Annotated in this window: 23 protein-coding genes; 20 read left to right on the plus strand and 3 right to left on the minus strand. The window is 62.7% G+C overall.

Annotated features, from left to right (window positions below; all coding sequences use genetic code 11):
* Positions 1–113 precede the first annotated feature (113 nt).
* The 9 genes from hisB to coaA are packed head-to-tail and all read left to right on the plus strand — an operon-like array spanning position 114 to position 5,544.
* Positions 114–722 carry an imidazoleglycerol-phosphate dehydratase HisB gene (gene hisB, locus K6M89_RS20495; protein WP_222140765.1) on the plus strand — a complete coding sequence of 203 codons (609 nt, stop codon included), beginning with the start codon at positions 114–116 and terminating at the stop codon, positions 720–722.
* 22 nt (positions 723–744) lie between these two features.
* The gene (locus tag K6M89_RS20500) at positions 745–1,227 is read left to right on the plus strand and encodes a DUF2628 domain-containing protein (RefSeq protein ID WP_097584074.1); all 483 of its coding nucleotides are present in this window, start codon (positions 745–747) and stop codon (positions 1,225–1,227) included.
* 2 nt (positions 1,228–1,229) lie between these two features.
* Positions 1,230–1,880 (plus strand): imidazole glycerol phosphate synthase subunit HisH, encoded by a 651-nt coding sequence (gene hisH, locus K6M89_RS20505; protein WP_097584072.1) that lies wholly within the window; start codon positions 1,230–1,232, stop codon positions 1,878–1,880.
* A gap of 52 nt (positions 1,881–1,932) precedes the next feature.
* Complete coding sequence (locus K6M89_RS20510; RefSeq protein ID WP_222140766.1) at positions 1,933–2,115, plus strand: hypothetical protein; 183 nt, start codon at positions 1,933–1,935, stop codon at positions 2,113–2,115.
* Positions 2,112–2,669, plus strand: coding sequence for a hypothetical protein (locus tag K6M89_RS20515; protein WP_222140767.1), 558 nt, complete (start codon positions 2,112–2,114; stop codon positions 2,667–2,669). The genes K6M89_RS20510 and K6M89_RS20515 overlap by 4 nt, the downstream gene beginning before the upstream one ends.
* A gap of 6 nt (positions 2,670–2,675) precedes the next feature.
* The gene (gene hisA / locus K6M89_RS20520) at positions 2,676–3,422 is read left to right on the plus strand and encodes a 1-(5-phosphoribosyl)-5-[(5-phosphoribosylamino)methylideneamino]imidazole-4-carboxamide isomerase (RefSeq protein ID WP_222140768.1); all 747 of its coding nucleotides are present in this window, start codon (positions 2,676–2,678) and stop codon (positions 3,420–3,422) included.
* Entirely contained in the window at positions 3,423–4,211 is a 789-nt protein-coding gene (hisF, locus tag K6M89_RS20525) for an imidazole glycerol phosphate synthase subunit HisF (RefSeq protein ID WP_097584065.1), read from the plus strand.
* A 17-nt stretch (positions 4,212–4,228) separates the two neighbouring features.
* On the plus strand, positions 4,229–4,552 hold the full coding sequence (locus tag K6M89_RS20530) for a phosphoribosyl-ATP diphosphatase (protein WP_097584063.1): 324 nt from the start codon (positions 4,229–4,231) through the stop codon (positions 4,550–4,552).
* Positions 4,549–5,544 (plus strand): type I pantothenate kinase, encoded by a 996-nt coding sequence (gene coaA, locus K6M89_RS20535; RefSeq protein ID WP_097584061.1) that lies wholly within the window; start codon positions 4,549–4,551, stop codon positions 5,542–5,544. Before K6M89_RS20530 ends, coaA begins: the two co-directional genes overlap by 4 nt.
* A gap of 24 nt (positions 5,545–5,568) precedes the next feature.
* Here coaA and K6M89_RS20540 read toward each other — a convergent pair whose 3' ends face one another.
* The 3 genes from K6M89_RS20540 to K6M89_RS20550 form a co-directional block, all read right to left on the minus strand.
* On the minus strand, positions 5,569–6,180 hold the full coding sequence (locus K6M89_RS20540) for an alpha-ketoglutarate-dependent dioxygenase AlkB family protein (RefSeq protein WP_222140872.1): 612 nt from the start codon (positions 6,178–6,180) through the stop codon (positions 5,569–5,571).
* Between the two features lies 1 nt (position 6,181).
* On the minus strand, positions 6,182–6,619 hold the full coding sequence (gene arfB, locus K6M89_RS20545) for an alternative ribosome rescue aminoacyl-tRNA hydrolase ArfB (RefSeq protein ID WP_222140769.1): 438 nt from the start codon (positions 6,617–6,619) through the stop codon (positions 6,182–6,184).
* Positions 6,620–6,734: 115 nt separating this feature from the next.
* The gene (locus K6M89_RS20550; protein WP_222140770.1) at positions 6,735–8,345 is read right to left on the minus strand and encodes a phosphoenolpyruvate carboxykinase; all 1,611 of its coding nucleotides are present in this window, start codon (positions 8,343–8,345) and stop codon (positions 6,735–6,737) included.
* Positions 8,346–8,683: 338 nt separating this feature from the next.
* Between K6M89_RS20550 and K6M89_RS20555 the strand changes: the two genes are divergently transcribed.
* The 11 genes from K6M89_RS20555 to addA all read left to right on the plus strand — a co-directional run bounded on the left by K6M89_RS20555 (position 8,684) and on the right by addA (position 26,033).
* Entirely contained in the window at positions 8,684–9,421 is a 738-nt protein-coding gene (locus tag K6M89_RS20555; RefSeq protein ID WP_190233656.1) for a response regulator transcription factor, read from the plus strand.
* A gap of 78 nt (positions 9,422–9,499) precedes the next feature.
* Entirely contained in the window at positions 9,500–11,290 is a 1,791-nt protein-coding gene (locus K6M89_RS20560; protein ID WP_097584054.1) for a sensor histidine kinase, read from the plus strand.
* Positions 11,287–11,736: an HPr kinase/phosphorylase gene (locus K6M89_RS20565; RefSeq protein WP_222140771.1), complete on the plus strand. Its 450-nt coding sequence runs from the start codon at positions 11,287–11,289 to the stop codon at positions 11,734–11,736. The genes K6M89_RS20560 and K6M89_RS20565 overlap by 4 nt, the downstream gene beginning before the upstream one ends.
* Positions 11,737–11,886: 150 nt before the next feature.
* Positions 11,887–12,288, plus strand: a complete 402-nt coding sequence (locus tag K6M89_RS20570; RefSeq protein WP_004672623.1) for a PTS sugar transporter subunit IIA — start codon at positions 11,887–11,889, stop codon at positions 12,286–12,288.
* A gap of 9 nt (positions 12,289–12,297) precedes the next feature.
* A complete protein-coding gene (locus K6M89_RS20575; protein WP_003571382.1) occupies positions 12,298–12,573 on the plus strand; it encodes an HPr family phosphocarrier protein in 276 nt (91 codons plus the stop codon).
* A gap of 278 nt (positions 12,574–12,851) precedes the next feature.
* Positions 12,852–14,252, plus strand: coding sequence for an adenosylhomocysteinase (gene ahcY / locus K6M89_RS20580; protein ID WP_012482107.1), 1,401 nt, complete (start codon positions 12,852–12,854; stop codon positions 14,250–14,252).
* Positions 14,253–14,455: 203 nt separating this feature from the next.
* The gene (locus tag K6M89_RS20585) at positions 14,456–17,038 is read left to right on the plus strand and encodes a sensor histidine kinase (RefSeq protein WP_222140772.1); all 2,583 of its coding nucleotides are present in this window, start codon (positions 14,456–14,458) and stop codon (positions 17,036–17,038) included.
* Positions 17,035–18,546, plus strand: a complete 1,512-nt coding sequence (gene tsaE / locus K6M89_RS20590) for a tRNA (adenosine(37)-N6)-threonylcarbamoyltransferase complex ATPase subunit type 1 TsaE (protein WP_222140773.1) — start codon at positions 17,035–17,037, stop codon at positions 18,544–18,546. Before K6M89_RS20585 ends, tsaE begins: the two co-directional genes overlap by 4 nt.
* A gap of 13 nt (positions 18,547–18,559) precedes the next feature.
* The gene (locus K6M89_RS20595) at positions 18,560–19,291 is read left to right on the plus strand and encodes a nucleotidyltransferase family protein (protein WP_222140774.1); all 732 of its coding nucleotides are present in this window, start codon (positions 18,560–18,562) and stop codon (positions 19,289–19,291) included.
* A 3-nt stretch (positions 19,292–19,294) separates the two neighbouring features.
* On the plus strand, positions 19,295–22,489 hold the full coding sequence (gene addB / locus K6M89_RS20600) for a double-strand break repair protein AddB (RefSeq protein WP_222140775.1): 3,195 nt from the start codon (positions 19,295–19,297) through the stop codon (positions 22,487–22,489).
* Positions 22,482–26,033, plus strand: coding sequence for a double-strand break repair helicase AddA (gene addA / locus K6M89_RS20605; RefSeq protein WP_222140776.1), 3,552 nt, complete (start codon positions 22,482–22,484; stop codon positions 26,031–26,033). The genes addB and addA overlap by 8 nt, the downstream gene beginning before the upstream one ends.
* Positions 26,034–26,037: the final 4 nt, after the last annotated feature.

The following is a 26,037-nucleotide window of genomic DNA, read 5'->3' on the forward strand; positions in this document are numbered from 1 at the left end:
CTATGTAAGCAGGCCGGAGCCGATTGCAAATGGGCCGGCTTTTCTCTTCCCCGGCTTCTGGATATTTGCCGATGCGCCTGATAAGGAACGGCCTTATTCCGATGGAGGGCCAAATGGCCGAGACCGCAGCAAGCCGTACGGGCAGCGTTTCCCGCAAGACCAACGAGACCTCGATTTCCGTTTCCGTCAATCTCGACGGCACCGGCAATTCGAAGATTTCGACCGGCGTCGGCTTCTTCGACCATATGCTCGACCAGCTTTCTCGGCATTCCCTCATCGACATGGAAATCGACGCCAAGGGCGACCTGCATATCGACGACCATCATACGGTCGAGGATACCGGCATTGCGATCGGCCAGGCGATCTCCAAGGCGCTCGGCGACCGGCGCGGCATCACCCGCTATGCCTCGATCGATCTTGCCATGGACGAGACGATGACCAAGGCAGCGGTCGATCTTTCCGGCCGGCCGTTCCTCGTCTGGAACGTCGCCTTCAGCGCTCCGAAAATCGGCACCTTCGACACCGAACTCGTCCGCGAATTCTTCCAGGCGCTCGCCCAGAATGCCGGCATCACCTTGCATATTCTCAACCATTATGGCGCCAACAACCACCATATTGCCGAGACATGCTTCAAGGCCGTCGCCCGCGCATTGCGCACGGCGACAGAGATCGATCCGAGACAGGCGGGCCGTGTTCCCTCGACCAAGGGCACGCTCGTCTGAGCCTCTCAAGGGAGCGGCGACAATGACATCCAGCTATATTTTTCTGACGCCGCCCGGCAGCGCAGGCACTCGCCTTGACGAGACGCGGGTGATCCGCGACGGCTTCACATGGCTCGGTTTGCTGTTTCCATGGGTCTGGCTGCTGGTCCATCGGCTTTGGCTATACGCGGCAGCAGCCTTTCTATTGCAGGCAATTGGCGGTGCGCTGATGGACGAACCGGGTCTCTGGCCGGCGGGAGCGGCAATCACCCTGGGCGTGAACCTGCTTGTCGGTCTCGAGGGCCAGAACCTCCGTATTCGCAATCTCGCCGGCAAGGGCTGGAACGAAGACGCACTCATTGCAGCCGATACGATGGGCATTGCCGAAGACGTCTACTTCTCCGACAAGGCGGTCCAGGCCGATACTGACGCCGCCGTGCCGGGCTGGGAGAACAAGACCCGACCGAACAGCCCGCATGGCCAGGCTACATCGCTTGGTCTCTTTGGTTTTGATGGAGGACGCTGACGATGCGCGTCGCAATTATTGACTATGGTTCCGGCAATCTGCGCTCGGCCACCAAGGCTTTTGAGCGGGCCGCGCGCGAGGCGGGCATCGATGCGCAGATCGATCTCACCGACAAAGCGGAAAATGTTGCCGCCGCCGATCGCATCGTGCTTCCAGGCGTCGGCGCCTATGCCGATTGCCGACGCGGTCTCGATGCCGTGCCCGGCATGGCCGAGGTGTTGATCGAGGCTGTCGAAAAGAGGGCGCGGCCGTTCCTCGGCATCTGCGTCGGCATGCAGCTCATGTCCTCGCGCGGCCTCGAGAAGACGGTGACGCACGGCTTCGGCTGGATCCCCGGTGACGTCATCGAGATGACACCTGGCGATCCCGCATTGAAAATTCCGCAGATCGGCTGGAACACGCTCGATCTGAAGCGCGAACATCCGCTGTTCGACGGCATTCCAACGGGCTCCGAGGGCTTGCACGCCTATTTCGTGCATTCCTACCATCTTGCCGCCGAAAATGCCGACGACGTCATTGCGACGGTCGATTATGGCGGTCCGATGACGGCTCTCGTCGGGCGCGACAACATGGTGGGCGCTCAGTTTCACCCGGAAAAGAGCCAGAAGCTCGGCCTCGCCCTGATCGCCAATTTCCTGCGCTGGAACCCGTAATACCGCCGCCTTATTTTCCCTTTATGAAAACACGGGAACAGGAGTGCGCTCGATGCCGGCTTCGCGGAAATCAGGCAAGGTGTTCTATACGCTGAGACCCTCCAGAGAGGGCCTGCCGCCCTTCTCGGACATCCGGCTTCCCGATGGAACGATCATCCGCCGTGTCGATGAGGCCATTCACAGGAGAGCGCTTTCCAATGCGGCCAAGGCGTTGACAGAAAGGCTGGACCGATGATCCATGAATTCCTTGCCGGCAACGAGAATTCGCAGCTGCGCGCCAACGGCATCAACGCCGGCGACATCACTGAAGCCGTGCTGGAATTTTATATCGAAGGCGAGGACGATCTGATCGGCCTGCTTGCCTATGCCCTCTATGAGCGGCAGAAGCGCGATTTCGTGCTCAGCTACCGCAAGCGCAATGCCGGCCGTTCGCCCAACGAGGCCGAGCTTGCCGCCGTCTCCGGCAATTATCTCTCGACCGACCTGCGCAATGCGCTGCGCGACCGCGCCTCGCAGATCCTTGCAAGTTATGCCGAAACTTATGTGGAGGCGATGGAACCGGAAATTCGGCTCGCCGCCGTCAACAGCCAGGCGCTGCGGGAGGTGCGCGACATCGAGAAATCGATGAAGCGGCGCCTCGGCTTCTGGCGCCAGGTTCGCGCCGGTTTGACCGTCACCCTGCTGCTTCTTCTGCTTTTCGGCGCGGCCGCCATTGCCGCTGTCCTTTTCCGCTCGGATATCGTAGATGCGTGGAATGCTCTGATGGTATCGACCACTTTACGGACGTAAGACGACATGATCCTTTTTCCCGCGATCGACCTGAAGGGCGGCCTATGCGTCCGCCTGAAGCTCGGCGACATGCAGCAGGCGACGGTCTACAACACCGATCCGGCCGCCCAGGCGAAATCCTTCGAAGACCAGGGTTTCGAGTGGCTGCATGTGGTCGATCTCGACGGCGCCTTTGCGGGACATTCGGCCAATGGCGACGCCGTCGAAGCGATCCTCAAGGCGACGAAGAATCCGGTGCAGCTCGGCGGCGGCATCCGCACGCTCGATCATATCGAGGCGTGGCTCGCGCGCGGGCTGCGGCGCGTCATTCTCGGCACGGTGGCGGTCAGGAATCCTGATCTGGTCATCGAGGCCTGCCGGAAGTTCCCCGGTCACGTCGCCGTCGGCATCGACGCCAAGGGCGGCAAGGTGGCCGTCGAAGGCTGGGCGGAGGCTTCCGAACTCGGCGTCATCGAGCTTGCCCAAAAATTCGAAGGCGCCGGCGTCGCCGCGATCATCTACACCGATATCGACCGTGACGGAATTCTGGCCGGCATTAACTGGGCCTCGACGCTTGAGCTTGCTGAGGCCGTTTCCATTCCCGTCATCGCTTCGGGCGGCCTTGCCTCGCTCGACGATGTCAGACGCATGCTCGAGCCCGATGCGCAGAAGCTCGAAGGGGCGATTTCCGGCCGCGCGCTTTATGACGGCCGTATCGACCCCAGCCAGGCGCTGGCGCTGGTCAAGGCCAGCAGGGCCAAGGAGACCGCTTAAATGACCCTCAAGGCCCGTGTCATCCCCTGCCTCGACGTCAAGGACGGCCGCGTCGTCAAGGGCGTCAACTTTCTCAATCTCGTCGATGCCGGCGATCCGGTCGAAGCGGCGAAGGCCTATGATGCGGCCGGCGCCGACGAACTCTGCTTCCTCGATATCACCGCGTCCTCGGACAATCGCGAGACGATCTTCGATGTCGTCTCGCGCACGGCCGACCAGTGCTTCATGCCGCTGACGGTCGGCGGCGGGATCAGAACCATCGCCGATATTCGTAAGCTCCTGCTTTGCGGGGCCGACAAGGTGTCGATCAATTCGGCCGCGGTCAGCAACCCGGACTTCGTCGCCGAGGCCGCCGACAAATTCGGCGACCAGTGCATTGTCGTCTCGATCGACGCCAAACGCCGGCGTAGCCAAGCGGTTGGCGGCGACAATCTCAGCGCCTGGGAGATCTATACGCATGGCGGCCGCAACGCGACGGGGCTCGATGCCATCGAATTCGCCCAGAAGATGGTGGCGCGCGGCGCCGGCGAGCTTTTGGTCACCTCGATGGACCGCGATGGCACCAAGGTCGGCTACGATCTGGAACTGACGCGGGCGATCGCCGATGCTGTGCGTGTGCCGGTCATCGCGTCGGGCGGCGTCGGCGACCTCGACGATCTCGTCGCCGGGGTCAAGGAGGGGCATGCCAGTGCCGTGCTCGCCGCGTCGATCTTCCACTTCGGCACCTATACTGTCGGCGAGGCGAAGCACTATATGTCGAAGTGCGGCATCGACATGCGTCTCGACTGAAACTTGAAAGCGCAGATATGAGCGGATTTTCCCTTGCCGATCTCGAAAGCATCGTCGCCGAGCGATCGAAAGCCTCGCCGGAGCAATCCTGGACGGCGAAACTCGTCGCCGCCGGCCAGCCGAAAGCGGCAAAGAAGCTCGGCGAAGAGGCGATCGAAGCGGTGATGGCGGCGGTAACCGGCGACCGCGACAATCTGACCTTTGAGGCCGCCGATGTGCTCTATCACCTTTTGGTCGTATTGAAGATTGCTGAAATACCGTTAGAAAATGTCATGGCCGAACTCGAGCGCAGAACCGCGCAGTCCGGCCTCAAGGAAAAGGCCAGCCGGCAGAGTTCATGAGTATCGCGACTGAGATTATCGGGGTGCCGGAAACGTTGGATCACTTCCAGTCGGAATCCTATTCGCCCTATCACTTCTTCTCTTCTGAACAATGGGCGAAGTTCCGCGCCGACACGCCGCTGACGCTGACCAGCGACGAGGTCAAACGGCTGCGTTCGATGGGCGACCCGATCGATCTCGACGAGGTCCGACGCATCTATCTCTCCCTGTCGCGGCTGCTTTCGGCGCATGTCGAATCCTCGCAGATGCTGTTCGAACAGCGCAACCGCTTCCTCAGCCTCTCCGATGTGACGAAGACGCCCTTCGTCATCGGCATTGCCGGCTCGGTCGCTGTCGGAAAATCGACCACGGCCCGTATCCTCAAGGAGCTCTTGGGGCGCTGGCCTTCCAGCCCGAAGGTCGATCTCGTCACCACCGACGGCTTCCTGCATCCGAACGCCGTGCTGCAGCGGGAAAAGCTGATGCAGCGCAAGGGTTTTCCGGAAAGCTACGACACGGCGGCGATCCTGCGCTTCCTCTCGGCGATCAAGGCCGGCCGGCCGGACGTGCAGGCGCCCTGCTATTCGCATCTCGTCTATGACGTGCTGCCGGACGAGTACAAAATCGTCGACCGGCCCGACATCCTGATCTTCGAAGGCATCAACGTGCTGCAATCGCGCGACCTGCCGGCCGATGGCAAGATCGTGCCGATGGTGTCCGACTTCTTCGACTTCTCGATCTATATCGATGCCGCGGAAGACCAGATTCATAACTGGTACGTCACGCGCTTCATGCGGCTGCGGGAGACCGCCTTCCGCGATCCGAACTCTTACTTCCATCGCTATGCCTCGATCAGCGATGCGGAAGCTCTCGATATCGCCGCGGATCTTTGGACGAATATCAACCTGAAGAACCTGCGCCAGAACATTCTGCCGACGCGGCCACGCGCCGATCTCATCCTAAAAAAGGGCAAGGATCACCTGATCGAACAGGTGGCGCTGCGAAAATTGTAGCAGGCGATCCTTCGACTATCGGTCTCAGGGATTGACGCGGCGCAGCGTCAGATTGATGCGGCCGCCATTCTTCAACAGCGTCGATGTTGCCGGATGAATCCGGTCGACGCCGTGGAAACACAGCCTTCCCTCGCCGCCCAATACGACCAGATCACCGCTCGACAGTTTGAAAGATAGCGTGCGATCGTTCCGGCTCAGACCGCCGACGCGAAAGAGGCAGCTGTTGCCGAGCGAGATCGACACGACAGGCGCCTGCAGATTGCGCTCGTCCTTATCTTGATGCAGGCCCATGCGCGCGTCATTGGAATAAAAATTGACGAGGCAGGCTTCCGGCAGTTTTTCATAACCCGACACGTCATTCCAGATATCGAGCAACGCCTGCGGCATATCAGGCCAGAGCCTGCCGGTGACAGGATGCGTCGGCTGATAGCGATAGCCGCGCTCCTTGTCCGTCACCCAGCCGAGCGGCCCGCAATTGGTCATGCGCACCGACATCGGCTTGCCGGTGCCTGGCATGACGGGCACGAAAAGCGGCGCCTCGGCGACCACGGCACGGATCACCTCGACCAGCGCTTCCTGACGCGACCGGTCGAGATATTCAGGCAGATGGCGGACGCCGTTCGACAGATCGGGCATGTCAATCGCTGCCACCGGGACGGCCGCGCATTTTCTTGACTTCCGAGCGGCCGGATTTTTCCTTCAGACGGCGCTCGACCGAACCCTTGGTCGGCTTGGTCTTCTTGCGCGGCGGCGGCGGCGGCTTGGCGGCCTCCAGAATCAGTTCCTTCAGCCGTTCGCGCGCGTCCTCACGGTTGCGATCCTGGCTGCGAAAGCGGCTTGCCTCGATCATCAGCACGCCGTCCTTCGACAGGCGCCGGCCGGCAAGCCTGATCGCATTGGCCTTGACGCGGTCATTGAGGGAGGGCGAATTCGCGACGTTGAAAAACAGCTGGACCGCCGTCGAAACCTTGTTGACGTTCTGACCGCCGGGGCCGCCTGCCAGAACGAACTGTTCCGTCAGCTCCCATCCTGAGATGGTGATCCTGTCATCGATATAGAGCGCGTCGCTGGCCATGCGGGTTCTATCTCATATCGGCAGCCGGTTGAAAATATCGGCCGTCAATCGAAAAACCCGGCGATCCTGCGATGCCGGGTTTCACGTGAGTCAGAGATCTGTTCTTCCTTTCGGCTTATTCGGCAGCGACCTTGACGCCGGGCGCCGCATCGCGGACGCCGCCGTCGACGTGATTCTCGAACTTGGCGAAGTTGGCGATGAACATCGAAACCAGCTTTTCGGCCTGCGCGTCATAGGCCGGCTTGTCGGCCCATGTCGAGCGCGGATCGAGAATGCCGCCGTCGACACCGTCGACGGAAACCGGCACGGCGAAGCCGAAATTCGCATCCGTGCGGAATTCGACCTGGCCGAGTTTGCCGCTGAGGGCGGCGGCGAGCAGCGCGCGCGTCGCCTTGATCGGCATGCGCTTGCCTGTGCCGTAGGCGCCGCCGGTCCAGCCTGTATTGACAAGCCAGCATTCGACGCCGTGGCGGCCGATCAGATCCTTGAGCAGGTTGCCGTATTCGGCCGGATGCCGCGGCATGAAGGGGGCGCCGAAGCAGGTCGAGAAGGTCGCTTCCGGCTCGACGACGCCCTTTTCAGTGCCGGCCACCTTAGCGGTGTAACCGGAGAGGAAATGGTACATCGCCTGATCCGGCGTCAACCGGGCGATCGGCGGCATGACGCCGAAGGCATCGGCGGTCAGCATGATGATTGTCTTCGGATGCCCGGCCCGGCCGGTTGCCGAGGCATTCGGGATGAAATGCATTGGATAGGCGCAGCGGGTGTTTTCGGTCAGCGACCCGTCGTCGAAATCGGGCTCGCGGCGGTCGTTCAGTACGACATTTTCGAGCACGGTGCCGAAGCGCTGGGTCGTCGCATAGATTTCCGGTTCGGCCTCGGCCGACAGACGGATGGTCTTGGCGTAGCAGCCGCCTTCGAAGTTGAAGATGCCGTTCTCACTCCAGCCGTGCTCGTCGTCGCCGATCAGCGTGCGCGCCGGATCGGCCGAAAGCGTCGTCTTACCCGTGCCGGAAAGGCCGAAGAAGACGGCCGCATCGCCATTGGGGCCGACATTGGCCGAGCAGTGCATCGGCATCACGCCCTTGGCCGGCAGCAGATAGTTGAGCACGGTGAAGACCGACTTCTTCATTTCGCCGGCATAGGACGTGCCGCCGATGAGAACGAGGCCGTTGGTGAGATCGCAAGCGATCACCGTTTCCGTGCGGCAGCCGTGGCGGGCCGGATCGGCCTTGAAGCTGGGCAGGTCGATGATCGTCAGCTTCGGCACGAAGGTGGCGAGCGCCGCCGTCTCCGGGCGGATCAAAAGATTGCGGATGAACAGCGAGTGCCAGGCGAATTCGGTGACAACGCGGGTCGGCAGGGCATGGCCTTCCTCGGCACCGCCGATGAGGTCCTGGACAAAAAGGTCCTTGCCGGCGGCATGGGCCAACATATCGTCGCGCAGCAGCGCGAAATGCTCCGGCGAGAGCGGCTTGTTGTTGTCCCACCAGATCTGGCCATCGGTATTTGCGTCGCGAACGACGAACTTATCGCGCGGGGACCGGCCCGTATGCTGACCGGTAAGAGCTCTGAGGGCGCCCTGAGCGGTCAGTTCGGCTTCACCCCGGCGGATGGATTCTTCATAGAGCGCTGCGGCGGAAAAGTTATAGCGAACGCTGGCTGCGCCGCCCAATCCAACCGTTGCAAGCTCCGTTGCCGGGTTATGAACTCCGAACTTTTCCATGGCTACTTCCCTTCGCTCAGGCGCGTTGCCGTTAAAACTAACTGCGAAAATAAGGGTAGAAATTTTAAAACACAAGAGACTAAAATTGAGAAAGTTCAGTAATATCAAACAATTAATCGATTTAAATTTCTTGTCGGTATTTTAAATCGTTTGAAGAGGTCGCGTTGCAACAGTTTGTCGCGCGCCTTAAGATTGTGGGGAAATTTTGCGACAATCCTCCCTTTATCTTTGCCACAATTTGTTCCACCTTTATCCTCCATAAGCGCATCCGGTCACTGAGACCGCCTGGGGACGACGAAAATCCGGGAGATTGCGCACTGATGACGGAGACCAACACCATGCCGACAATCGCGCTCGTTGACGACGACCGCAACATCCTCACCTCGGTGTCGATCGCGCTGGAGGCCGAAGGATATAAGGTCGAGACCTATACGGACGGTGCCTCGGCGCTCGATGGCCTTCTGGCGCGACCGCCGCAGCTGGCGATCTTCGATATCAAGATGCCGCGCATGGACGGCATGGAGCTGCTGCGCCGCCTGCGGCAGAAATCGGATATCCCGGTCATCTTCCTCACCTCCAAGGATGAGGAGATCGACGAGCTGTTCGGCCTGAAGATGGGCGCCGACGATTTCATTACCAAACCTTTCTCGCAGCGCCTGCTGGTGGAGCGCGTGCGCGCCGTCCTGCGTCGCGCTTCGAGCCGCGAAGCCGCGGCCGCCGGCGGCACGAGCCCGAGCGGCACGCCGAAGGCCGGGGCCGTGCAGCAGGCCCGTTCGCTGGAGCGTGGTCAGCTGGTCATGGACCAGGAGCGCCATACCTGCACCTGGAAGGGCGAAGCGGTGACGCTGACGGTGACCGAGTTCCTGATCCTGCATTCGCTGGCGCAGCGTCCGGGCGTCGTCAAGAGCCGCGACGCGCTGATGGATGCTGCCTATGACGAACAGGTTTATGTCGACGACCGGACGATCGACAGCCACATCAAGCGGCTGCGCAAGAAATTCAAGATGGTCGATACCGATTTTGATATGATTGAAACGCTCTACGGAGTGGGATACCGGTTCCGCGAAGCAGCCTGAGCCTCGACGGCGCAGCGCGAGACATAATTGAGGGTTGCGGGCCGGTTATCCGGCCCCACCCTTCGAAAGGGCCTGTCATTGGCACAATTGGTGCAGGAAAGGGATCTGGACGATGCGGAGGGCGTGAGCACCCGTCGCGTCAGAGGCCGCCGTTGGTCGCATCCCTTCACGCTGATTCGCCGCATCTTCGGCAATGCCGTCTTTTCGAGCCTGACGCGGCGCATCGTCTTCTTCAATCTCGTCGCGCTGCTCGTGCTCGTCGGCGGCATCCTCTACCTCAATCAGTTTCGCGAGGGATTGATCGACGCCCGCGCCGAAAGCCTGTTGACCCAGGGCGAGATCATCGCCGGCGCCGTTTCGGCCTCCGCATCGGTCGATACGAATTCGATCACCATCGATCCGCAGAAGCTGCTCGAGCTGCAGGCCGGCCAGAGCATCACCCCGGTGCCGAACGACGAGGACCTGGAGTTTCCGATCGATCCCGAGAAGGTCGCCCCCGTCCTGCGCCGGCTGATCTCTCCGACGCGCACACGCGCCCGCATCTTCGATGCCGACGCCAATCTGCTGCTCGATTCGCGTCACCTTTATTCGCGTGGCCAGGTGCTGCGCTTCGACCTGCCGCCGGTCGAGGAAGAGAAGCAGACCTGGAGCGATTGGTTCGTGACCTTGTTCAACAAGGCGCTGCAGCCCGGCAATCTGCCGCTCTATAAGGAAGCACCGGGCGGCGACGGTTCGATCTATCCCGAAGTCATGAACGCGCTGACCGGCGTGCGCGGCGCGGTCGTGCGCACCACGGAGAAGGGCGAACTCATCGTTTCCGTCGCCGTGCCGATCCAGCGCTTCCGCGCCGTGCTCGGCGTGCTGCTCTTGTCGACGCAGGCTGGCGACATCGACAATATCGTGCATGCCGAACGGCTTGCCATCATGCGGGTCTTCGGCGTGGCGACGCTCGTCAACGTGCTGCTTTCGCTGGTGCTGTCGTCGACCATCGCCAATCCGTTGCGCCGTCTTTCGGCAGCGGCCATCCGGGTGCGCCGCGGCGCCAAAACACGCGAGCAGATCCCCGACTTCTCCGCCCGCCAGGATGAAATCGGCAATCTTTCCATCGCCTTGCGCGAGATGACGACGGCCCTTTATGACCGCATCGATGCAATCGAGAGCTTTGCGGCCGATGTCAGCCACGAACTCAAGAACCCGCTGACCTCGCTGCGCAGCGCCGTCGAAACGCTGCCGCTCGCCAAATCCGAGGATTCCAAGAAACGACTGCTGGATGTCATCCAGCACGATGTCCGCCGTCTCGACCGCCTGATCAGCGATATTTCCGATGCCTCGCGCCTCGACGCCGAACTCGCGCGCGTCGATGCCGGCTCCGTCGACATGGAAGTGCTGCTGCGCGACCTGATCGACGTGTCCCGCCAGATCAGGGGCAGCAAGAAGCAGGTGGAGATCGAATATGCGATCGAGCGCAAGCCGAACATCAAGACGCGCTTCGTCGTCAACGGCCACGACCTGCGCATCGGCCAGATCATAACGAACCTGATCGAAAATGCCCGATCCTTCGTGCCAGAGAAGGGCGGCAAGATCACCGTGCGGCTGGTGCGCACACGGTCGCGCTGCGTCACCACCATCGAGGACAACGGTCCCGGCATCCAGGCGGAGAATATCGACCGGATCTTCGAGCGCTTCTATACGGATCGGCCGGAATCGGAAGGTTTTGGCCAGAATTCCGGCCTTGGCCTTTCGATCAGCCGGCAGATCGCCGAAGCCCATGGCGGTTCGCTGCGGGCGGAAAACATCACCGAGGGCGAGAGCGGGCGCATACTCGGCGCGCGCTTCATCCTCGCCCTGCCCCTCGATGCCGCAGCATGAGCGAGGCTCCCAACATCCATGCGACGGCGATCGTCGTGGGCAGGACGGGGCTCCTGTTCTGCGGGCCCTCCGGCTGGGGCAAATCGATGCTGGCCTTTACCTGCATGACGGAGGCCCGCCGGCTCGGTCTCTTCACGGCGCTGGTTGCCGACGATCAGGTGCTGCTGTCAGGAGAGGCAGGCTCGGTGATCGCCACCTGCCCGTCGTCGATCGCCGGGCTGATCGAACTGCGCGGCACCGGCATCGTCCGGCTGGACCATATCCCTCGGGCGGCCATGCATTATGCCGTGCTTCCAGGCAGTGCTTCCGGCGAAAACCGTGTCCCCCCCGAGGGCGAAATCGTCAGCCTCGCCGCCGGTTTTTCGCTTCCCGCGTTGCGGTTGCTCACAGGCGTGCCGTCACCGCTGGCAGTCCTGATGGCGAAAGCGCCTGATATCGGCGATTGAAGGCTTCCAGATTGATCAATCTGCCTTATATGTTTGCATTTTTATCTTGCACTTCGGCTTTTCATCGCCAAGATGTGCCCCCACCGGTGGACGTAATTGCTGCATTGCGATATCTCAGCCATCGTTTGCGTATATGGGAGCAGTAATATCATGATCGGACTTGTGCTTGTCACTCATGGCAAGCTGGCTGAAGAGTTTCGTCATGCTGTCGAGCACGTCGTCGGTCCTCAGAAATTCATCGAGACGGTCTGTATTGGCCCCGAAGACGACATGGACCAGAGACGGCAGGACATTCTGCAAGCCGTCTCCGGCGCCGATGACGGCCATGGCGTCGTCATCCTGACCGACATGTTCGGCGGCACGCCGTCCAATCTCGCCATATCGGTCATGAGCAGCGGCCACACCGAAGTCATCGCCGGCGTCAACCTGCCGATGCTGATCAAGCTCGCCGGGGTGCGCGGCGAGAACAACATGGAGAAGGCGCTGGTCGAGGCTTCCGAAGCCGGCCGGAAATATATCAATGTCGCGAGCCGTGTGCTCAGCGGAAAATAACGGCGCTTCATGACATCGCTTTCCCGGGAACTCCTCATTATCAACAAGCGCGGCCTTCACGCGCGCGCCTCCGCCAAATTCGTTCAGATGGTCGAGACCTTCGATGCCGCCATCACCGTCTCCAAGGACGGAATGACGGTCGGCGGCACGTCGATCATGGGGCTGATGATGCTTGCGGCAAGCCCGGGCTCCAGCGTCGTCGTCTCGGCAAGCGGCAGCCAGGCCGAGGAAGCGCTGGAGGCCTTGGACCAGCTGATCCAAAACCGGTTCGGCGAAGAGATATGAGCTTACCAGGCCGAGTTCATATAAACATATAAAGACTTCTTTATATCCTTATTGCCTTCCCATCGGAAGCCTGCTAAACGGCGGACATGCCGTGCGCTGAAGCGTGTCGCATCGAACCTAGTTCATGCAATGCGGTTTGGCTCTTTGGTTGTGCATCTCGCGATCCCGGAACTGCTGCACATATCCGGGCGATATGCATCGGCACGCGGCCTATCCGTCGCGCGGTCATCTTCGCGCCTGCGCCAATTTTTGAGACGTTTTTCAGCCTGGAGACCTCTATGAGCACTGAAAAAGATTATGTCGTCGCCGATATCGGGCTTGCGGATTTTGGCCGCAAGGAAATTACGATCGCCGAAACCGAAATGCCGGGGCTGATGTCCTGCCGCGCCGAATTCGGCGACGCAAAGCCGCTGAAGGGCGCGCGCATCACCGGTTCGCTGCACATGACCATTCAGACGGCCGTGCTCATCGAAACGCTGGTGGCCCTCGGCGCCGAAGTCCGCTGGGCCTCGTGCAACATCTTCTCGACGCAGGATCATGCCGCTGCGGCGATCGCCGCTGCCGGCGTTCCTGTTTTCGCCATCAAGGGCGAGTCGCTCGAGGATTACTGGGTCTACACCGACAAGATCTTCCAGTGGGCCGATGGCGGCCTTTCCAACATGATCCTCGATGACGGCGGCGATGCCACCATGTACATCCTGCTCGGCGCTCGCGCCGAAGCCGGCGAGGACGTATTGTCCCATCCGCATTCCGAGGAAGAGGAAATCCTCTTCGCCCAGATCAAGAAGCGCCTTGCCGCTTCGCCGGGCTGGTTCACCAAGCAGCGCGATGCGATCAAGGGCGTTACCGAAGAAACCACGACCGGCGTCAACCGTCTGTACCAACTCAGCCAGAAGGGCCTGCTGCCCTTCCCGGCGATCAACGTCAACGATTCCGTCACCAAGTCGAAGTTCGACAACAAGTACGGCTGCAAGGAATCGCTCGTCGACGGCATCCGCCGCGGCACCGACGTGATGATGGCCGGCAAGGTCGCCGTGGTCTGCGGTTACGGTGACGTCGGCAAGGGTTCTGCCGCTTCGCTCTCCGGCGCCGGCGCCCGCGTCAAGGTCACCGAAGCCGATCCGATCTGCGCCCTGCAGGCGGCGATGGACGGCTATGAAGTCGTGCTGCTCGAGGACGTCGTTTCCTCGGCCGACATCTTCATCACCACGACCGGCAACAAGGACGTCATCCGCATCGACCATATGCGCGAGATGAAGGACATGGCGATCGTCGGCAATATCGGCCACTTCGACAACGAAATCGAAGTCGCCGCCCTGCGGAACCTCAAGTGGACCAACGTCAAGCCGCAGGTCGACCTGATCGAATTCCCCAAGGGCAACCGCATCATCCTGCTTTCCGAAGGCCGCCTGCTCAACCTCGGCAACGCCACCGGTCATCCGTCCTTCGTCATGTCGGCTTCCTTCACCAACCAGACGCTGGCGCAGATCGAGCTCTTTACCAAGCCCGGCCAGTACGAGAACAAGGTCTACATCCTGCCGAAGCACCTCGATGAAAAGGTCGCGCGCCTGCATCTCGACAAGCTCGGTGTGAAGCTTACCCAGCTTAGCGAAGAGCAGGCTGCCTATATCGGCGTCTCGCCGAAGGGCCCGTTCAAGTCCGACCACTACAGATATTGATCTCATCATCGATATCCACAAGATGTAGAAGCCGCGGCATTGACAAATGCCGCGGCTTATTTTTTGGCCGCTCCCTTCCCGCCGATTCCCATCCGAAGTATTGTTTTAAGACTTGATTCGTGGCGCCGGACCCCGTCCGACCGCTCCGAAAATGGGATGTCTTGTCGTAATGCGGCACATTGAAGGACGGAGACATACCGCGGATGTCGGAATTGAAAAACAGCCTGCCCGGTCAGGCGGACGACGGCGCTCGCGCCCATCACCGCCCGCCGACGGCAGGCCAAGACTATAAATCTGCGACGGCACACGAGGCCGCAAAGCAAGAGCATGGATCATTGGCGCGCTTCTTGAAAACCTGCGCGGCCGGCACGGCGCTTGCCGCGCTGGCACGGCCGGTTCTGGCCCAGAGCGAGCAGGCGGCAGCCTCGGCTCACCTCTTCACCTCCTCACAGGTCATCGGCGTTTCCGTCGTCATCGGCGTCATATCGGCGGCCCTGCTTTCGACGCTCTGGCTGGTGCGCCAGCGCGGCAATCTGGAAAACGAGAGCCGGGAAGTCCGCTCGGCGCTCTCAGACGCCCAGCAACGCATTTCACAATATCAAGCGCTGATCGCCGACAAGAACCGGCGGATCGTCATCTGGGACGGCAATGCCCGTCCTGAATTGCTCGGCCAGCTTCCGCCGGAGACCGGCGCGCCGCAGGATGGCGAATTCCTGGCCTTCGGCCTCTGGCTGAAATCACGCTCCGCCGCTGACCTGGAAAAGGCGATCGACCGGCTGCGCGACGAGGCGCAGAGCTTCGACATGGTGGTCGAGACCATCCGCGATGAGATCCTCGAGGCGCAGGGCCGAGTTTCCGGCGGACGCGCCTTCGTCCGCTTCGTGGCGCTCAACAATCTGCGCGCCGAGCTTGCCGAACTCCGGATCGAGCGCGACCGGCTGATGACGTCGATCTCGGCGTTCCAGACCATGCTCGACGCGATCGACATGCCGGCTTGGCAGCGCGACCCGGCGGGTCGCCTCACCTGGGTCAACCAGGCCTATGGCGACGCGGTCGAGGCGCGCTCGCCCCAACAGGCGATCAATGAAGGCCGCGAGATGCTGACGACGGTGGCGCGCGAACGCATTCGCGCGACGACGACGCCGGAATCGCCGTTCCACGACACGATCTCGACGGTCGTGCATGGCAACCGAACATTCTTCGATGTCGTCGACGTCACGCTTCCCGGCGGCTCGGCCGGGATGGCGATCGACGTGTCCGATATCGAGGCGGTGCGCGCCGAGCTGGACCGGACGCTGAAAAGCCATGCCGAGACGCTCGACCATCTCGCCACGCCCGTCGCCATCTTCGACGGCGAGCGCCGGCTGCAATTCTACAACCAGGCCTTCGTGGCGCTCTGGGAGCTCGATATCGCCTTTCTCGAAGGCCGGCCGGACAATAGCGAGCTGCTCGAGCGCCTGCGGGCGGCCAAGAAGCTGCCGGACCAGCTCAACTGGAAAAGCTGGAAGGAAGCGGCGCTTTCCGTCTATCGCGCGCTCGATACGCAATCGGACCTCTGGCACCTGCCGAACGGTCAGACGCTGCGCGTCTTCGCCACCGCCCATCCGCAGGGCGGCGCCACCTGGGTGTTCGAAAACCTGACCGAGCAGGTCGATCTCGAAACGCGCTACAACACCTTGGTCAAGGTGCAAGGCGAAACGATCGACCATCTTTCCGAAGGTGTGGCGGTGTTCGGTCCGGATGGACGCATCCGTCTATCGAACCCGGCCTTCCGGGCGCTCTGGGGGATCACCGAAGCCGAGGCCAAGCCCGGCACCCATATTCGTGCACTCGGCGAGGCCTGCGCCCCCTCCTACGACCGGCCGGACGGCTGGAAGACCTTCGCGGAACTGATCACCAGCTTCGACGACGAGCGCCGCTCGGGCCAGGGGACATTGGAACTGTTCTCCGGCCTCGTGCTCGACTACGCCGTCATCCCGCTGCCGAACGCGCAGACGATGCTGACCTTCGTCAATATGACGGACAGCGTGCGGGCCGAGCGGGCGCTGACCGAAAAGAACGAGGCGCTGCGCAAGGCCGACGAGTTGAAGAACGACTTCGTCCAGCACGTCTCCTATGAATTGCGCTCGCCGCTGACCAATATCATCGGCTTCACCGACCTGCTGCGCACGCAGGGTGTGGGGCCGCTGAACGAGCGGCAGGCCGAATATATCGACCATATCTCGACCTCGTCCTCGGTTCTGCTGACGCTCGTCAACGATATTCTCGACCTTGCGACCGTCGATGCCGGCATCATGCGTCTCAACTATGCGGAAATCGATCTCAACGACCTGCTCGACGACGTCTCGATGCAGATCGCCGATCGGCTGCAGGAAAGCGGCGTGGCGCTCGAAATCACCGCGCCTGCCTATCTCGGTTCGATCGTCGCCGATCCGCAGCGGCTGAAGCAGATCCTGCTGAAGCTTCTCTCCAACGCGGCGAACTTCTCGCCGGAGGGCAGCTCGATTTCGCTGGAATGCCAACGCGAAGGCACGGATTTCGTTTTCTCCGTCCGCGATCGCGGCCCCGGCATCTCGCCCGACATGATCGCGACCGTGTTCGACCGGTTCGCGACGGGCGCTAAAAGCGGAAAACGCGGCGGCGCCGGCCTCGGCCTTTCGATCGTCGACAGTTTCGTCAGCCTGCATCACGGCGACGTGAGGATCGACAGCGAGCCGGGCAAGGGCACGACGGTCGTCTGCCGTATCCCCTCGGTCAATATCCCCCATTCCGCCGCTGCCGAATGACGACCACCAATACGATCTCGCTTTTCCTGAAGGACGAGGCGGCCACCATTCGCCTCGGTGAAGATCTGGCGCTCGCCTTGAAGGCCGGCGATTGCCTTGCTCTTTCCGGTGACCTCGGCGCCGGCAAATCGTCGCTCGCCCGAGCCATCCTGCGTGCCATGGCCGATGACGATGGGCTTGAGGTCCCGAGCCCGACCTTCACGCTGGTGCAATCCTACGACCTGCGGATCCCGGTTTCGCACTTCGACCTCTATCGGCTCGGCGACGCCAGCGAATTGACGGAGCTCGGCTTCGACGAGGCGCTGGAGAACGGCATCTGCCTCGTCGAATGGCCGGAGATGGCTGAGAGCGAATTGCCGACAGAGCGCATCGCCCTGGCGCTGGTGCATGAGGGCAGCGGTCGCCGGGCAACGATCGAGGCCGCCGGCCAGCAGGCCCAGCGCATCCGCCGGGTCTTCGCGATCCGCGATTTCCTCGACGGGGCCGGCTATCCCGACGCCAAACGCCGCTTCCTGACCGGCGATGCGTCGCTGCGCGCCTATGAAGCGATCTATCCGGACGCTGCTCCGCGAAAAATCCTGATGGACTGGCGCCCGCATCCCGAAGGGCCGCCGGTCTACGACGGCAAGCCCTATCCCAAGGTCGCGCATCTGGCACAGAACGCCTATCCCTTCGTTGCCATTGCCGATGCGTTGCGCGAACGGGGTTTTGCAGCGCCGGAGATCTACAAGGTCGATTACGAGCAGGGCATCCTGCTGATCGAAGATTTAGGCACCGAAGGCGTGCTCGATGACGCCGGCCGGCCGATCGCCGAGCGTTACCGGCAAAGCGTCGCCTGCCTTGCCCATCTTCATTCCATGCAGTTTCCGCAGGATATCCCCGTTTCCGCCGCACACACGCATCATATTCCCGACTTCGATCGCACCGCGATGAAGATGGAAGTGCAGCTTGTGCTCGACTGGCACATCGCCTGGAAGCGCGGCTCCGCACCCTCGGACGCAGAGCGCAAGGACTATCTGGCGATCTGGGACGCGCTGATCGATGAGCTCGCCGCAGCCGAAAAGAACCTGCTGCTGCGCGATTTCCACTCGCCGAACATCATCTGGCGCCCGCAGGAGACCGGCGTCCGACGGATCGGTCTCATCGATTTTCAGGATGCCATGATCGGCCCCACGGCCTATGATCTTGCCTCGATCGTCCAGGACGCACGCGTCACGATCGAGCCGGAACTCTTCCGGCAGCTGATGGACGATTATCTCATCCATCGCCGTGCGCAGGGCGGTTTCGACGAAGCCGGATTCATGAGGGCCTGGGCGATCATGTCGGCGCAGCGCAACTGCAAACTTGCCGGTCTCTGGGTGCGGCTGCTGCAGCGGGATGGCAAGCCCGGCTATCTCAAACATATGCCGCGCACGCTCGCCTATCTCAACGTCGCGCTCGAGCATGAGACGCTTGCCCCCTTGCGCGATTGGTGCGCAAGGGCTGGAATAGGCCAGAGCGAATCATAAATTCCGGATCAAGATGACCATCAGACAAGCCATGGTACTGGCCGCGGGTCTTGGAACCCGCATGCGCCCGATCACCGACACGATCCCGAAGCCGCTGGTGAAGATCGACGGCAAGGCCATGATCGATTATGCGCTGGACGCGCTGGTGGCGGCCGGCGTCGAACGGGCCGTCGTCAACGTTCACCACCATGCCGACCAGATGCTCGCCCATCTCGGCAATTATCGCGGCCTCGAGATCATCATATCCGACGAGCGGGACGGGCTGATGAATTCCGGCGGCGGGCTGGCGAAGGGACTGAGGCTGCTCGACCGAGACGATATCTTCGTCATGAATGCGGACCTCTTCTGGATCGGCGAGCAGCCGGGACGGCCGACGAACCTGCAGCGCTTAGCCGGATTCTTCGATGCCGATCAGATGGACATGGCGCTGCTTTGTGTCGGCATCGAAGATACCACGGGTCACAACGGCAAGAACGACTTCAGCCTTGCAGCCGACGGCCGGCTGAGGCGTTACCGCGACGATCCATCCAATCCCGTTGTCTATGCCGGCGCGATCGCCATGAACCCGTCGCTGTTCGACGATGCGCCACAGGATGCCTTCAATCTGAATATCTATTTCGACAAGGCGATCGCACGCGACCGGCTTTTCGGCCTGGTGCTCGATGGGCACTGGCTGACTGTCGGAACGCCGGAGGCGATCGGCGAGGCGGAGGAGACGATCCGCAGGTTGCGGGCGTTCGCGTGAGCCATGAGGGAGCGGCACCAGCCACGAATCCTGACGATCCCGGCGGGCCTTCCCTTCCTGAAAACCCTGGCGACGACACTCTGCGACGGCCGGTTGACGCCGCTCTTCCGGCATGACGCCGACGACCCGCTGTCGCTTGCCAGAGTAACCATCTATCTGCCGACCCGGCGCGCCGTGCGTGTGCTGCGCTCGGAATTCGTCGATCTGCTTGGCGGCCGGTCGGCGATCCTGCCTATCATCCGCCCCCTCGGCGAAACCGACGATGACAGCGGCTATTTCGACGAGGCACTGCCGGCGACGATCGACCTCGCCCAGCCACTGTCGAATACTGCGCGGCTGCTGGAGCTGGCGCGCCTGATTCTCGCCTGGCGCAACAAACTGCCGGAGATCGTCCGCCATATTCATTCGGACTCGCCGCTCGTTGCGCCGGCAAGCCCGGCGGACGCGATCTGGCTTGCCCGCAACCTCGCCGAGCTGATCGATTCCATCGAAACCGAGGATCTCGACTGGTCGGAACTGTCGAAGCTCGATACCGGCGACTATGCCGCCTGGTGGCAGCTGACGGCGGAGTTTCTGCAGATCGCCAGCGCCTTCTGGCCGGCGCGGCTTTCCGAACTCGGCAAATCGTCGCCGGCACGGCACAGAAACGCCATTCTCCGGGCCGAAGCGGCCCGGCTTTCGGCGGCAAAGCCTAGCGGGCCGGTCATCATCGCCGGGTCGACGGGTTCGGTACCGGCGACCGCCGATCTGATTGCCGCCGTCGCCGATCTGCCCGAAGGCGTGATCCTGCTTCCAGGCCTCGATCTCGCCATGCCCGAAGGACATTGGCAGATGGTCGCGCCAGAACCGGCGCCGGGCCAGCATGCCAATCCCGCCAGCCGGAGCCATCCGCAATACGGGCTGTCGTCGCTGCTGACGAGGCTAAGGCTGACACGGGCCGATGTCAGCATCCTTGACAGACCGGAGGCCGATCTTGACCGGCGCGCCGAAATCCTGTCCCGGGCGCTTGCCCCGGCAGAGGCGACTAGCGACTGGGGAACATGGAAGAGCGAGCTTCCCGGGGGAGCGCTGACTTCGGCCTTCAACGACGTTTCGCTGATCGAAGCCGCCAACGAGCGCGAGGAAGCAACCGCGATTGCCGTCGCGCTCAGACTGGCGCTAGAACGGCCGGGGCAGGACGGCGAGAGCCGGGCAGCCCTGATCACGCCGGACCGCAACCTCGCCCGTCGGGTGATGGCGGAGCTTTCCCGCTTCGGCATCCTCGCCGACGATTCGGCCGGCACGCCGCTTTCGGCCACGCCGCAAGGCACGCTTCTGCAATTGCTGCTGGAGGCGGCACTGCGGCCGGGCGATCCGGTCGCGACCGTCGCTCTGCTCAAACATCCCCTGGCCCGCTTCGGCCTCGAACGCGACACCCTGATTTCCGCCACCGAGGCGCTCGAGCTGCTGGCGCTGCGCGGCGGCGTGACCGAGGTGGATATCAGCGCGCTCGAGGTGCTTCTGACCCACCAGCTTGCCGAACAGGCCCTGGACCGGCACGCACCGCAATGGCGAAAGGCGCTTCCAGCCGACGCCGCCAATGCCGCATCCGAGCTTGCCCGCCGGATTACCCAGGCGACCGAGCCTCTCGCCTCTGCGCTCTTCCGGCACCGCCCCGAAGATCGCGGCAAGACGGCAAGTTTCACGCTGTCCGAATGGGCCCAGCGCACCGGTCGTGCTCTCGAAGCGGTCGCGGCCGATCCGCAGGGCAATCTTGCCGATCTCTGGTCGAACGAGGCGGGGGACGCGCTTGCCTCCCTTCTCGGCGAAGTGATCGACACGGACGGGCAGATGGAGGCCGACGGGCCGCAATGGATCGACATCGTGGCCGCGCTTGCCGCCGGCCATGCGGTGAAGCCTCGGGCGCTGAGCCATCCCAGGCTGTTCATCTTCGGCACGCTGGAAGCCCGGCTGCAGAGCGTCGATACGCTGATCCTCGGCGGGCTGAACGAAGGCTCATGGCCCGGGCAGAGCGCCAACAATCCCTTCATTCCGCGAATGATGAAGACGGAGATCGGGCTCGAACCGCCCGAGCGGCGCATCGGCCAGCTGGCGCATGATTTCGAGATGGCGAACGGCACCCGCCACCTGATCTATTCCAGGGCGCTGCGCCAGGGCTCGACGCCCACGGTCGCGTCGCGCTGGCTGCAGCGGCTGCTGGCGCTCGGCGGGGAGGCGTTCGAAGATGAACTCAAGGGGCGCGGCGCCCGTTTCCTGCAATGGGCCGGTCTCATCGATCGGGGAGAGAGCCAGGCGCCGGCGCAGCGGCCCTCGCCGAAACCGCCGCTGGCGCTGCAGCCGAAATCCTACTCCTTCAGCGAGGTCGGGCGGCTGCGCCGCGATCCCTATGCCATCTATGCCCGCCGCATCCTGCGGCTCGATCCCGTCGACGCGTTCAATCGCGATCCCGGGGCAGCCGAACGCGGTACGCTCTATCACACGATCATCGACCGGTTCATCCGCGCGGCCCATGTGGCCGGCACGCCGGAGGCGGCAGCGGCGATGGAGCTTATCCTGACCGAACTGTTCGACATGGAAAAGCTGCCGCCGCATATTGATGCCGTCTGGCGGCCGCGCTTTCGGGAAGTGGCGCGCGCCTTCCTCGAATGGGAGGCCGGACGACGGCCAGCCATCCGCAGGACGCTGACGGAAGTGCATGGCGGCGTGGAGCTGGAGGCAATCAATATCCGGCTCAATGGCGTCGCGGACCGGATCGACATTACCGGTCCGAACGCCGCCGATATCATCGACTACAAGACCGGCTACAACCCCTCGCCGGCGCAGGCACGCGCGCTTCTCGATCCGCAGCTCGCGCTAGAAGCGGCAGCCTTGCGCGCCGGCGCCTTTCGCGATGCCGGCAGCCTCACGCCGCAGGATCTGCTCTATGTCCGCCTGCGTCCCGGAAACCGGTTCCAGGTCGATATGGTCAACAATGAAAACGCCGCCCGCAGCGACAAGGCGAAATCGGCGATCGACCTTGCCGAGGAATCTGTCGACCAGCTGGTCAAGTTCGTCAGCTTGCTGCAATCCGGCGAAAAGGGCTTTACCTCGCGGCTCATTCCGGCGCAGCAATTTGATTTCGGCGGCGACTACGATCATCTCGCCCGCGTCTCCGAATGGTCGACGGCCGAGAATGAGGAAGGTGGCGGCGATGAGTGAGGCGAGCGACCTTCCTGATAGCGACGATCCCGGGGCCTGGATCGGCTGGACCACCATCCAGCAGGCGATCGCCTCCGACCCGGTGCGCTCGGCATGGGTTTCGGCCAATGCCGGTTCCGGCAAGACGCATGTCCTGACCCAGCGCGTCATCCGGCTTCTGCTCGCCGGCGCGCGGCCTTCGGCCATTCTCTGCCTCACCTACACCAAGGCCGCAGCTTCGGAAATGTCGAACCGCGTCTTCGAACGGCTGGCGGACTGGGTCGTGCTTGACGATGACGATCTCAGCCGGCGGATCATGCAGATCGAAGGTACGGCGCCCGATCGGATAAAACTGGCCGAGGCCCGGCGGCTGTTTGCCAAGGCGCTGGAGACGCCGGGGGGCTTGAAGATCCAGACGATCCACGCCTTTTGCGAGGCGCTGCTGCATCAGTTCCCGCTGGAGGCCAATGTCGCCGGGCATTTCTCCGTTCTCGACGATCGCGCCGCCACGGCGCTGCTTTCCGATGCGCGCCGGGCGCTGCTGACGGCGACCGCGCCGGAAGAAGGCAGCGCCCTTGCAGTGTCTTTCGCCGCCGTGCTCAATCTCGGCGACGAATCTGGCCTGGAGAACCTACTCGGCGACATTGTCGCCAACCGCAACGCCATCCGCCGTTTCACCGCCGCGGCCGCACAGCAGGGCGGCGTGGACGTGGTTCTGCGCAAAAGGCTCGGTCTCGCCGCCGATGACACCGAGAAAGGGATCGCGGCGCAATATTGGCCGCTGCCGGGACTTTCCAGCGGCACGCTGGAACTCTATCTGTCGCTCGCCGACCAAAAGGGCGGCGCCAAGGCGCAGGAGGTTGCCTATGGCCTCAGGCTCGCCGGCCGGGAGCCGGATGACGCCAGACGCGCCGCGATGCTCGAGAAAATTTTCCTGACGGCCAAGGGCGAGCCGAAAACGGACTCGCAGTTCCTGGTCAAGGCCATGCTTGCAGAAGCGCCGCAATTGACGGAGGCCGTCGACGCCGCCCGCGCGCATGTCGCGGCAAGCCGCGACCGGCTGAAGCTGATGCGGATGCACGGCGCCACGCAGGCCGCGCTCGTGCTCGCCGACCGGCTGAACCACGATTACGAGGAACTGAAGAAACAGCGTAGCCAACTCGATTTCGAGGACCTGATCACCCGTACCGCCGACCTGCTGACGAAGAGCGGCGTCGGCCCCTGGATCCATTACAAGCTCGACCGGGGTATCGATCATATCCTCGTCGACGAGGCGCAGGATACCAGTCCGATCCAATGGAGCGTCATCCAGTCGCTCGCCGAGGATTTCTTTTCCGGCGAGAGCGCCCGGCCGATCGTGCGCACGCTGTTTGCCGTCGGTGATGAGAAACAGTCGATCTATTCTTTTCAGGGGGCGCGGCCCGAGCGTTTTTCCGAAGAGAGCGACCGGACGCGGCGGCGCGTCTCCGACAGCGGGCAGAGCTTTTCTTCCGTGCGGTTGCCGCTCTCCTTCCGCTCGACCGCCGACGTGCTCGAGGCCGTCGACGAGATCTTCAGGACATCCGACAATGCGCGGGGCCTCAGCGCCGTCGGCGAGCCGGTCGTGCATCGTTCCAGCCGCATCGGACATCCCGGCGCCGTCGACCTCTGGGAAATGGTCGCGCCGGAAGCGGTGGTGAAGGAAGAGGATTGGACGGCGCCCTTCGATGCGACGCCGGAAAGCGCGCCGGCCGCAATCCTGGCGCGGCGGATCGCCCATTCGATCGGCGCGCTCGTCGGCCGCGAAACGATCGTCGACAAAGGCAAGGAGCGGTTGATCGAGGCCGGTGACATTCTGGTGCTGGTGCGCAAGCGCGACGCCTTCGTCAATGCGTTGACCCGCGCCTTGAAGCGTCGCGGCGACATTCCCGTCGCCGGTGCCGACAGGCTGGTGCTGACCAGCCACATCGCCGTGCAGGATCTGCTCGCACTCGGCCGCTTCCTGCTTCTGCCGCAAGACGACCTTTCGCTCGCCGCCGTGCTCAAGAGCCCGCTTTTCGATCTCTCCGAGGAGGACATCTTTGCAGCCGCGGCACTGCGGGGCGACAATGAGAGCGTCTGGAGCCATCTCAGGAAATTCGCCGCCGACGGTAACGTGCGTTTCCGCGCGGCGGTCGAAAAGCTGGAACTGTTCCTCCGGCAATCGAAAAACCTGTCGGTGCATGATTTCTATGCGCGCCTGCTGGGCAGCCAAGGCGGACGGCGGCAGTTTCTTGCCCGCCTCGGCACCGAAGTCAGCGATATTCTCGACGAATTCCTGACCTTCACCCTGGACCATGAGAGCTCCGGCCTTCCCGGGCTTCAATCCTTCATCTCGACGCTTGAGCTCGAAGCACCCGAGGTGAAGCGTGAGCAGGACAAGGGGCGCAACGAGGTCAGGATCATGACCGTGCATGCCTCAAAGGGTCTTGAAGCACCGATCGTTTTCCTGGTCGACGGCGGCTCAAAAGCCTTCACGCATACGCATATGCCGAAGCTTCGCCTGATCGAAACAGACCCGGACGAACCGCCGATGCCCGCCTGGGTTCCCGTCGCCGACCTCGCCAATTCGTTGACGCAGAACGATGCAGCGCGAATTCAGATACTGGCCGAAGAGGAGTACCGCCGGCTACTTTATGTCGCCATGACGCGGGCCGCAGACCGGCTGGTCGTCTGCGGCTACCGCGGCGTGCGCGCGAACAACGACAGCTGGCATATGATGATTTCCACTGCGCTCAGCGAAGGCCATCCGCATGTGGAGGCGGCCAGCTTCTCCGGCCCCGACGGGGAATGGCCGGGCATCCGGTGGCGCGTGCCGCGGGTGGAGCGGAGCTTCGAGCGTATCAGCCGCAGCCAGGCGCGCGACGACGAAATTGGCCTGCCGGAAGGCCTGTTGCGACCATTGCCGCCACAGGCGGAACTGCCCCGGCCCCTCAGCCCTTCAGGCGCCGGGACCATCATCGACGAGGACGAAGGCCGCCTGGTTGTCGCGTCGCCGCTCTTTTCAGAGAAGCCACGCAGTGATCGCTCGCTGGAGAAAGGCAGGCTGCTGCATCGCATGCTGCAGGCGCTTCCCGATATTCCGCCGGAGGAGCGGCCCGATGCGGCACAGCGTTACGGCGAACGGGCGGCCCGTTTCTGGCCGGAGGCCGAACGGCGCAAGCTGGTCGATTCGGTTCTGAAACTATTGGACGAGAAGGACTTGCAGCCCGTCCTCGGGGAGCAGGCCCGGCCTGAGGTCTCGATCATGGGGACATTGATGCTCGACGGCAGACGCTATGCCGTTTCCGGCCGCATCGACCGGCTCGCCGTGCTTGCCGATCGCGTCGTCATTCTCGATTACAAAACCAATCGGGTGCCGCCGGCGACCGAGGAGGCCATCCCCTTCGCGCACCGGGCCCAGCTGGCGATCTATCGCGAGATCCTGGCGCCGCTCTATCCCGGCAAGCGCATCGACTGCATGCTCGTCTATACCGAGAATGCCTCGCTCTACACGCTGAGCGAAAAGGCGCTCGGTTTGGCGCTTGCAGGACTCAAGACAAAGTGAAATA

Origin of the sequence: Rhizobium croatiense (assembly GCF_019793465.1) — a bacterium.
GTDB classification, from domain to species: domain Bacteria; phylum Pseudomonadota; class Alphaproteobacteria; order Rhizobiales; family Rhizobiaceae; genus Rhizobium; species Rhizobium croatiense.

Coding starts and splice junctions, on each gene's coding strand:
- hisB (WP_222140765.1), top strand. CDS start 114: ATGGCCGAGACCGCAGCAAGCCGTACGGGCAGCGTTTCCCGCAAGACC.
- K6M89_RS20565 (WP_222140771.1), top strand. CDS start 11,287: ATGAGCGAGGCTCCCAACATCCATGCGACGGCGATCGTCGTGGGCAGG.
- K6M89_RS20585 (WP_222140772.1), top strand. CDS start 14,456: ATGTCGGAATTGAAAAACAGCCTGCCCGGTCAGGCGGACGACGGCGCT.
- K6M89_RS20595 (WP_222140774.1), top strand. CDS start 18,560: ATGACCATCAGACAAGCCATGGTACTGGCCGCGGGTCTTGGAACCCGC.
- ahcY (WP_012482107.1), top strand. CDS start 12,852: ATGAGCACTGAAAAAGATTATGTCGTCGCCGATATCGGGCTTGCGGAT.
- K6M89_RS20515 (WP_222140767.1), top strand. CDS start 2,112: ATGATCCATGAATTCCTTGCCGGCAACGAGAATTCGCAGCTGCGCGCC.
- hisH (WP_097584072.1), top strand. CDS start 1,230: ATGCGCGTCGCAATTATTGACTATGGTTCCGGCAATCTGCGCTCGGCC.
- coaA (WP_097584061.1), top strand. CDS start 4,549: ATGAGTATCGCGACTGAGATTATCGGGGTGCCGGAAACGTTGGATCAC.
- K6M89_RS20575 (WP_003571382.1), top strand. CDS start 12,298: ATGACATCGCTTTCCCGGGAACTCCTCATTATCAACAAGCGCGGCCTT.
- tsaE (WP_222140773.1), top strand. CDS start 17,035: ATGACGACCACCAATACGATCTCGCTTTTCCTGAAGGACGAGGCGGCC.
- addB (WP_222140775.1), top strand. CDS start 19,295: ATGAGGGAGCGGCACCAGCCACGAATCCTGACGATCCCGGCGGGCCTT.
- K6M89_RS20555 (WP_190233656.1), top strand. CDS start 8,684: ATGCCGACAATCGCGCTCGTTGACGACGACCGCAACATCCTCACCTCG.
- K6M89_RS20550 (WP_222140770.1), bottom strand. CDS start 8,345: ATGGAAAAGTTCGGAGTTCATAACCCGGCAACGGAGCTTGCAACGGTT.
- hisF (WP_097584065.1), top strand. CDS start 3,423: ATGACCCTCAAGGCCCGTGTCATCCCCTGCCTCGACGTCAAGGACGGC.
- K6M89_RS20510 (WP_222140766.1), top strand. CDS start 1,933: ATGCCGGCTTCGCGGAAATCAGGCAAGGTGTTCTATACGCTGAGACCC.
- hisA (WP_222140768.1), top strand. CDS start 2,676: ATGATCCTTTTTCCCGCGATCGACCTGAAGGGCGGCCTATGCGTCCGC.
- K6M89_RS20540 (WP_222140872.1), bottom strand. CDS start 6,180: ATGCCCGATCTGTCGAACGGCGTCCGCCATCTGCCTGAATATCTCGAC.
- arfB (WP_222140769.1), bottom strand. CDS start 6,619: ATGGCCAGCGACGCGCTCTATATCGATGACAGGATCACCATCTCAGGA.
- K6M89_RS20530 (WP_097584063.1), top strand. CDS start 4,229: ATGAGCGGATTTTCCCTTGCCGATCTCGAAAGCATCGTCGCCGAGCGA.
- K6M89_RS20570 (WP_004672623.1), top strand. CDS start 11,887: ATGATCGGACTTGTGCTTGTCACTCATGGCAAGCTGGCTGAAGAGTTT.
- addA (WP_222140776.1), top strand. CDS start 22,482: ATGAGTGAGGCGAGCGACCTTCCTGATAGCGACGATCCCGGGGCCTGG.
- K6M89_RS20500 (WP_097584074.1), top strand. CDS start 745: ATGACATCCAGCTATATTTTTCTGACGCCGCCCGGCAGCGCAGGCACT.